We start from the raw sequence: 5,822 nt of genomic DNA on the forward strand, positions 1-5,822 counted from the left end.
ACGCTGGCGCAGCGTTGTGCAGCCTGGCCATGGGTAGCGGCGGCAATGTCGTCCCTCAGCAGTGGATCGGCGATGTCCGTCTCCCAGCCCGTCGACAAGGGCCTGCGGAAGTCGCCCACCAGCCACTGGTAGAGCATCAGGCCGAGTGCGTAGAGATCCGACTGAACCGTGGGCACCTCGCCGGCAAGCAGCTCGGGGGCCAGGTACATCAGGGTGCCCCGGCCTGAATCGAGGCTCACTCGCTCCGTGAGTGTCAGGCCCATGGCGGTCACCCCCAGCGCTTGAAGCGTGCCGGGATCCAGCAGCCGGCCACTGCCGAAATCCGTCAGCCGGATCTGCCAGCCGGAGTCGCCGCGCGGTTCAATCAGCACATTGGCCGGCTTGATGTCCTTGTGCAGCACGCCCACGGAATGGGCAACTGCCACGCTCTGCGCCACCTGTAGAAACAGGGCGACGCGCTGGTCGGTGTTCATCGCCTTGGCGGCCGGGTCGGTGGTGGCCCAGTTCAGGAAGTTTTCTCCGCAATGTTCACTCTGCAGCCAATACGGCGCATCGGAAAAATTGGCGGCGAGAATCTCGACCCTGTCCGGGCGTCTGCCCAGGCTCTGCCGCAAGACCTTGGCCAGCGTGAATTCGCGCTTGAGCGCGCTAAGGCCATCGCCACTATTGCAGAACTTGAAGACGCTTGGCTGCCTGCTGGATTCGTGCTCGGCCAGCCATACACTGCTGTTGCGGCTTTCCGCCAGCAATGATTTCAACCTGTAGTCCTCTGCGCCCGCTACCTTTTGGCCAGGTTTGAGCATGAGAGGCGCATCACCTCGGTGCGCCTGGGCCACCCGCTCAATCGGTCCCTCCAGCAAATACCCAACGCCCGGCACGGTTCGCACCAGGGCACCGGTCGCCTCCCCGAGCGCCCGGCGCAGTTTGGAAACTGCGTTGGCCAACGCGTTGTCCGACAAGTTGGCCTCATTGCGCTGCCACAACGAGGCGAGCAGTTCTGCCTTGGTGAGCACCACACCCGGACTGTGCAGCAGGGCGGCCAACAATTCCAGCGGTCGTCGCTCCACAGCAATGGGCTCACCGTCAACACGCAGCAGCGACTCTGATTCGTCGAACTCAGCCTGCCCGAAGCGATAGCTGAACAGCGTGGAGGCAGGGTGCTGGGGCGTCGTCATGATGAATGGAGTGGTGAGCGGGTCTTCGGTGCAAAGCGCGCGGGTGATTGCTCCGGGCCGACCGCGATGGCTTCAGCATTCAAGCTTATGCGATATGAACGGCTGCCCATGCCGGCCGGCACGCGCCCGGATCCGCAAAGGAGTGGGCCTCGCCGGTACTTGTCGGGTGCCAGAGGCTGCGCCGTGAGCGATCCGTGAGGACCGCTGCCGCGCGAAAGCTGTTGCGGTTGGTTACGCTGGGCTTGCTCGCGATCAGAGGCTCTACAGCGCTTTTTCCGACGGCGCCGACACTCTGATCTCTTTCAGAAGCATGCCGAGCTGAAGCGGGCGCTGTGCCCTGTGCGGGCCGAATTTCTCTGTCTGATTCTTGATTGGGTTGATGATGAAACTTCCCCGAACCACTGGACCTTCCAGGACAAGCTTGGCACTCGCACTGGCATCGCTGGTACTCGCTGCGTGCAACACGAACCCGCCCTTGGGCAACAGCACCGCCGGAAACTCCGGCCTGCCTGCCCAGGCCGCAGCCGCGGCAGTCGCAAGCGAAACCGGCCCTGGAGGCTGCAAATACCTGAAGCCGAAAGCTGAAAATCCTCGCACCGACGCGGCCATCAAAGGCGGCGCAGTCGGTGCCATCATCGGTGGGATTCTCGGCTCAAGCACTGCGAATTCGCATCGCACCCAAGCTGCGGTCAACGGCGCCCTGGCCGGCGCATTTGTCGGTGCCCTGGCTGGGTCTCAAATCGCGATTTCGGAGCAGGCTGACGGGTCAGTTAAACTGAATATCCCCGGCAAAGTCCTGTTTGCAACGGGCAGCAGCGACCTCAGTCCCTCGTTTGCCGGTACCCTGGAGAAAGTGGGTGACACGCTGCGTCAATATTGCGGCGTCAATGCCCGTATCGTGGGTCATACCGACAATGTCGGCAAGCCGGACAGCAATAAGGTGCTGTCTCTGCGCCGGGCCACTTCTGTTCAATCCAGCCTGGCGTCATACCTGTCTCAGCGCGGCATCACCGATCGTCGCCTTGAGGTGTTTGGCATGGGTGCCGATGCGCCGGTGGACGACAACAGTACCGAGATGGGGCGTGCCGCAAATCGCCGGGTTGAGATCGTGATCGTACCGCCGGCCGGGTGAGCACGATGAACCATTCACTGGTCTTTGATTCGATCCTGCCCGGCGCGGCGCTCACCACGAACTGCCCTGTGGGGCTCGTCTTGCCATGTCAAGGCAAAGTGGGCGCCTCGTCCACCTCGGCCCACAAGGCTTCCGGCGTGATCGACAGGTCGACGCTGGCCAGTGCCAGCGGCTGCGCGGGCTCGAAGGGGTGCAGCACCCACAGCCCATCCGCGCCTGGGCGGTAGACATCGGTGCGGCGGCTGTCCAGGTCCACCAGCACATATTCCTTCAGGCTGGCCAGCTGCCGGTAGTGGGCGAACATGCCACCCCGGTCAAAGGCGGCGGTGCCGGGCGAGAGCACTTCCACCACCAGCACCGGCTCGCGCTTCACCAGCGCGCTGGCGCGGTCGGCTTCGCTGCACGTCACCAGCACATCCGGGTAGAAGAAGCTCTGGCTGGCGGCCACTTCCAGCTTCATGTCCGCCATGTAGGTGCGGCAGGGGGAGCCGGCCAGGTGCTGGCGCAGCGCCATCGCCAAATTCAGGCTGACGGTGACATGCCGGTCTTCGGCGCCGGCCATGGCATACGGCTCGCCGTTGATCAGCTCATGGCGCTCGGCCTGGGCGGTTTCCCAGGTCAGATAGTCTTCGCGGGTCAAGCGGGTGGGTGTTGCGGGTTGGCCCATTGGATGGCTCCGTGACGCCAGATGGCCTTGGATGATGACACGGGACAGGCCGGGCTGGCAGCGAGATCAGAGGAAGGGGCGCAGCAATGCGGCCTTGCCCTGTCGTAGAACCTCGCCGTATGTGCTGGCCAGGCCCGGAAAGCGCGGCGGGTCTTCCCAGTCGCGCGCTGCCGTCAGCTGCACCTCCACGGCCTGCTGTGCCTCCAGCGTGTTGTCGCCCAGGTTGACCAGGAATTCGCTGCCGGTCAGGGCCAGCCGCGGCAGGCCGGCGGGGACCGGGCCGGCGTAGGGGCGTGACGCACCCAGCGAACTGAGTTCGATGACCAGCAGCTTGTCCACGCCGTAGCGGGTTTTCAGGCCACGAAAGTCATGCCTGGCGTGGTCTGTGCCAGGTCCCGAAAACGCGGGCAGTTGCGCCAGGTCCAGCGGCGCCGCGATCACCCGCACCCGCAGTCCCTTGGCTTCCAGCGCCCTGGCGATCTCGGTCTTCACCTGCTCGAGCTCGCTGGCGTCCAGCGTCTGCACCTGGTTGGCCAGGGCCTGGTGTTCGGTGAGGGCGGTGGCGAGGCAGGACGCGCAGTCCGCGCCGGGGAAATGGGCTTGCACCGGCGGCAACGGGGTCATCACGATGCCGATGGTGCGGGTGTCGGGTGCCTCGAACACCCAGCGGCTGGCAGTGGGCTGGCTCGGTGTGCTGCTGCAGCTCGCCAGCAGGGACAGCGCGAAGGTCGAAGCGGCGAGGACGTGGAGTTTCATGGCAATGCAGCGGCGGATCGGCGCTCGGGCCGGGGTGGGGCGCATGCTAGAAGGCTTCGATGACACTTCTCCCGTGCCGGGTGGTCCTTCGTTGGTGCGATGGATGTAGGCATCGTCCGGCACGGGAAACCGAGCGTCCGCGCTAGCATGTGGCATGACCCAAGCAGTCGATGAAGCGGTGGCGGCCCGGCCGGCGAAGATCCCGGAATCGGTGCTGGTGGTGATTCACACTCCGGCGCTGGACGTGTTGCTGATGGAGCGGGCTGATGCGCCTGGTTTCTGGCAGAGCGTGACCGGTTCCAAGGACAGCCTGGATGAGCCGCTGGCGCTGACCTGCGCGCGCGAGGTGGCGGAGGAAACCGGCATCGTGATCGGCGCTGCCGGCGTGCCGGCCAGTGCGCTGCGCGACTGGGGACTGGCCAATGTCTACGAGATATACCCGCGCTGGCGCCATCGCTATGCCGAAGGCGTGACGCACAACACCGAGCATGTGTTCGGCCTCTGCGTGCCGGACGGCACGGCTGTGCAACTGGCGCCGCGCGAGCACACGGCTTGTGTCTGGCTGCCGTGGCGCGAGGCGGCGGATCGCTGCTTCTCGCCATCGAACGCGGAAGCCATCCTGCAGCTCCCGAACTTTCTGCTGAATTCCCACGAGACCCGATGACGCCACCGCTGCAAGCCCATTCCTTCCGCTCGTCCGCTTTCGCCAGCAGCTACCTGCCCGGCAGCACGATGGTGGGGCCGCTGCGCGTGGCGACCTACAACATCCACAAGGGTGTGCGTGGCATGGGGCCGACCAAGCGGCTGGAGATCCACAACCTCGGGCTGGGCATCGAGTCGCTGGACGCGGACCTGGTGTTCCTGCAGGAGGTGCGCCTGTTCCACGCCCGCGAGTCGCGGCAATTCCAGCGCACCCATGGCGGCTGGCCGGAGCAGGGGCAGGCCGAGTTCCTGGCACCCGAAGGATACGGGGCCGCTTATCACACCAACTGCGTGACCCGCCACGGCGAGCATGGCAACGCGTTGCTGTCGCGCTGGCCCATGGGCAGCATCGGCCACCATGATGTGTCGGACCACCGTTTCGAGCAGCGCGGCCTGCTGCACGTGCCGGTGAAGTGGCATGGCATGGAGGTGCATGCGGTGGTCGCGCACTTCGGGCTGATCCATTCCAGCCGGCTGCGCCAGGTGCAGCGGCTGGCGGCCTTCATCGAGCAGACGGTGCCGGCCGGTGCGCCGCTGCTGGTGGCCGGTGACTTCAACGACTGGGGCGAGCGGCTGGACGGGCCGATGCAGGCCATGGGCCTGCAGCGCGCCACCCCGCCGCAGGCCACGAACACGCCGACTTTCCCGTCACGCGTGCCGGTGTTCGCGCTGGACCGGGTCTACATGCGCGGCTTTCGCTGCGTGCGCACCACCGTGCCGCGCGGCAGTGCCTGGGCCCGCATGTCGGACCACCTGCCGCTGCTGGTGGAACTGGAGCCCGCCTGATGGCCGTGCAGCCGGCCGCGTCGGTCTCCGATGACGAGCCTGCGTCCGACGGCTTCCAGTTTCCCGGTGCCTGGTACACCCAGTCCAGGCCGGTCTTTCTCAGTGGCAACGAGGCGGCGCTGCTGCGCGGCGGCGACGAGTTGTTTCCCGCCATGGTCCGGGCCATCGAGCAGGCGCTGCACGAGGTCTGGCTGGCGACCTACATCTTCCATGACGACCCCGCTTCCGAGGCCGTGGCCAAGGCGCTGATCGCTGCGGCCCGGCGCGGTGTGCGGGTCAGGGTGGTGGTCGACGGCTTTGGCAGCAGCCACAGCCTGACGACAGTCAAGCGCTGGTTCGGCGACAAAGGCGTGGACCTGGCGGTGTTCCGGCCGCTGACACGCTGGTGGAACTGGCTGCAGCCCGGTCAGCTGCGGCGGCTGCATCAAAAGCTGTGCGTGGTCGATGGCACGCGCGCGTTTGTTGGCGGCATCAATGTGATCGACGACCGCAACGACCTGCACCACGGTTTCAGCGATGCGCCGCGGCTGGACTTCGCGGTGGCGCTGCACGGCCCGGTGGTCGCGCCCATCGAGCAGACCGTGCGTGCGGTATGGACCCGCGC

At 66.1% G+C, this 5,822-nt stretch carries 8 protein-coding genes; 4 read left to right on the forward strand and 4 right to left on the reverse strand.

All coding sequences use genetic code 11. The annotated features are described in order from the left end of the window. Positions 1–1,175 (reverse strand): protein kinase domain-containing protein (locus tag FKP22_RS18935; RefSeq protein ID WP_141289272.1); only part of this gene is annotated, 1,175 nt, incomplete at its 3' end. Between the two features lie 261 nt (positions 1,176–1,436). Further along, the gene (locus tag FKP22_RS32250; protein WP_170200956.1) at positions 1,437–1,664 is read right to left on the reverse strand and encodes a hypothetical protein; all 228 of its coding nucleotides are present in this window, start codon (positions 1,662–1,664) and stop codon (positions 1,437–1,439) included. Here FKP22_RS32250 and FKP22_RS18940 point away from each other — a divergent pair. Next, entirely contained in the window at positions 1,651–2,307 is a 657-nt protein-coding gene (locus tag FKP22_RS18940) for an OmpA family protein (protein WP_233446890.1), read from the forward strand. The genes FKP22_RS32250 and FKP22_RS18940 overlap by 14 nt on opposite strands. Before the next feature lie 88 nt (positions 2,308–2,395). Here FKP22_RS18940 and FKP22_RS18945 read toward each other — a convergent pair whose 3' ends face one another. Further along, positions 2,396–2,974, reverse strand: coding sequence for a Uma2 family endonuclease (locus FKP22_RS18945; RefSeq protein ID WP_141289273.1), 579 nt, complete (start codon positions 2,972–2,974; stop codon positions 2,396–2,398). 66 nt (positions 2,975–3,040) lie between these two features. Then, complete coding sequence (locus tag FKP22_RS18950) at positions 3,041–3,730, reverse strand: hypothetical protein (protein ID WP_141289274.1); 690 nt, start codon at positions 3,728–3,730, stop codon at positions 3,041–3,043. A 154-nt stretch (positions 3,731–3,884) separates the two neighbouring features. Between FKP22_RS18950 and nudB the strand changes: the two genes are divergently transcribed. The 3 genes from nudB to FKP22_RS18965 form a co-directional block, all read left to right on the forward strand. Next, positions 3,885–4,394, forward strand: coding sequence for a dihydroneopterin triphosphate diphosphatase (nudB, locus tag FKP22_RS18955; protein ID WP_141289275.1), 510 nt, complete (start codon positions 3,885–3,887; stop codon positions 4,392–4,394). A 68-nt stretch (positions 4,395–4,462) separates the two neighbouring features. Beyond that, entirely contained in the window at positions 4,463–5,218 is a 756-nt protein-coding gene (locus FKP22_RS18960) for an endonuclease/exonuclease/phosphatase family protein (protein WP_231011604.1), read from the forward strand. Beyond that, the coding region (locus FKP22_RS18965; protein ID WP_233446891.1) for a phospholipase D-like domain-containing protein at positions 5,218–5,822 on the forward strand (605 nt) is incomplete at its 3' end. The genes FKP22_RS18960 and FKP22_RS18965, both read left to right, overlap by 1 nt.

Source organism: Ideonella azotifigens, from assembly GCF_006519715.1.
In the GTDB taxonomy this organism is placed as follows: Bacteria; Pseudomonadota; Gammaproteobacteria; order Burkholderiales; family Burkholderiaceae_C; genus Ideonella; species Ideonella azotifigens.

Coding starts and splice junctions, on each gene's coding strand:
- FKP22_RS18945 (WP_141289273.1), bottom strand. CDS start 2,974: ATGGGCCAACCCGCAACACCCACCCGCTTGACCCGCGAAGACTATCTG.
- nudB (WP_141289275.1), top strand. CDS start 3,885: ATGACCCAAGCAGTCGATGAAGCGGTGGCGGCCCGGCCGGCGAAGATC.
- FKP22_RS18960 (WP_231011604.1), top strand. CDS start 4,463: ATGGTGGGGCCGCTGCGCGTGGCGACCTACAACATCCACAAGGGTGTG.
- FKP22_RS18950 (WP_141289274.1), bottom strand. CDS start 3,730: ATGAAACTCCACGTCCTCGCCGCTTCGACCTTCGCGCTGTCCCTGCTG.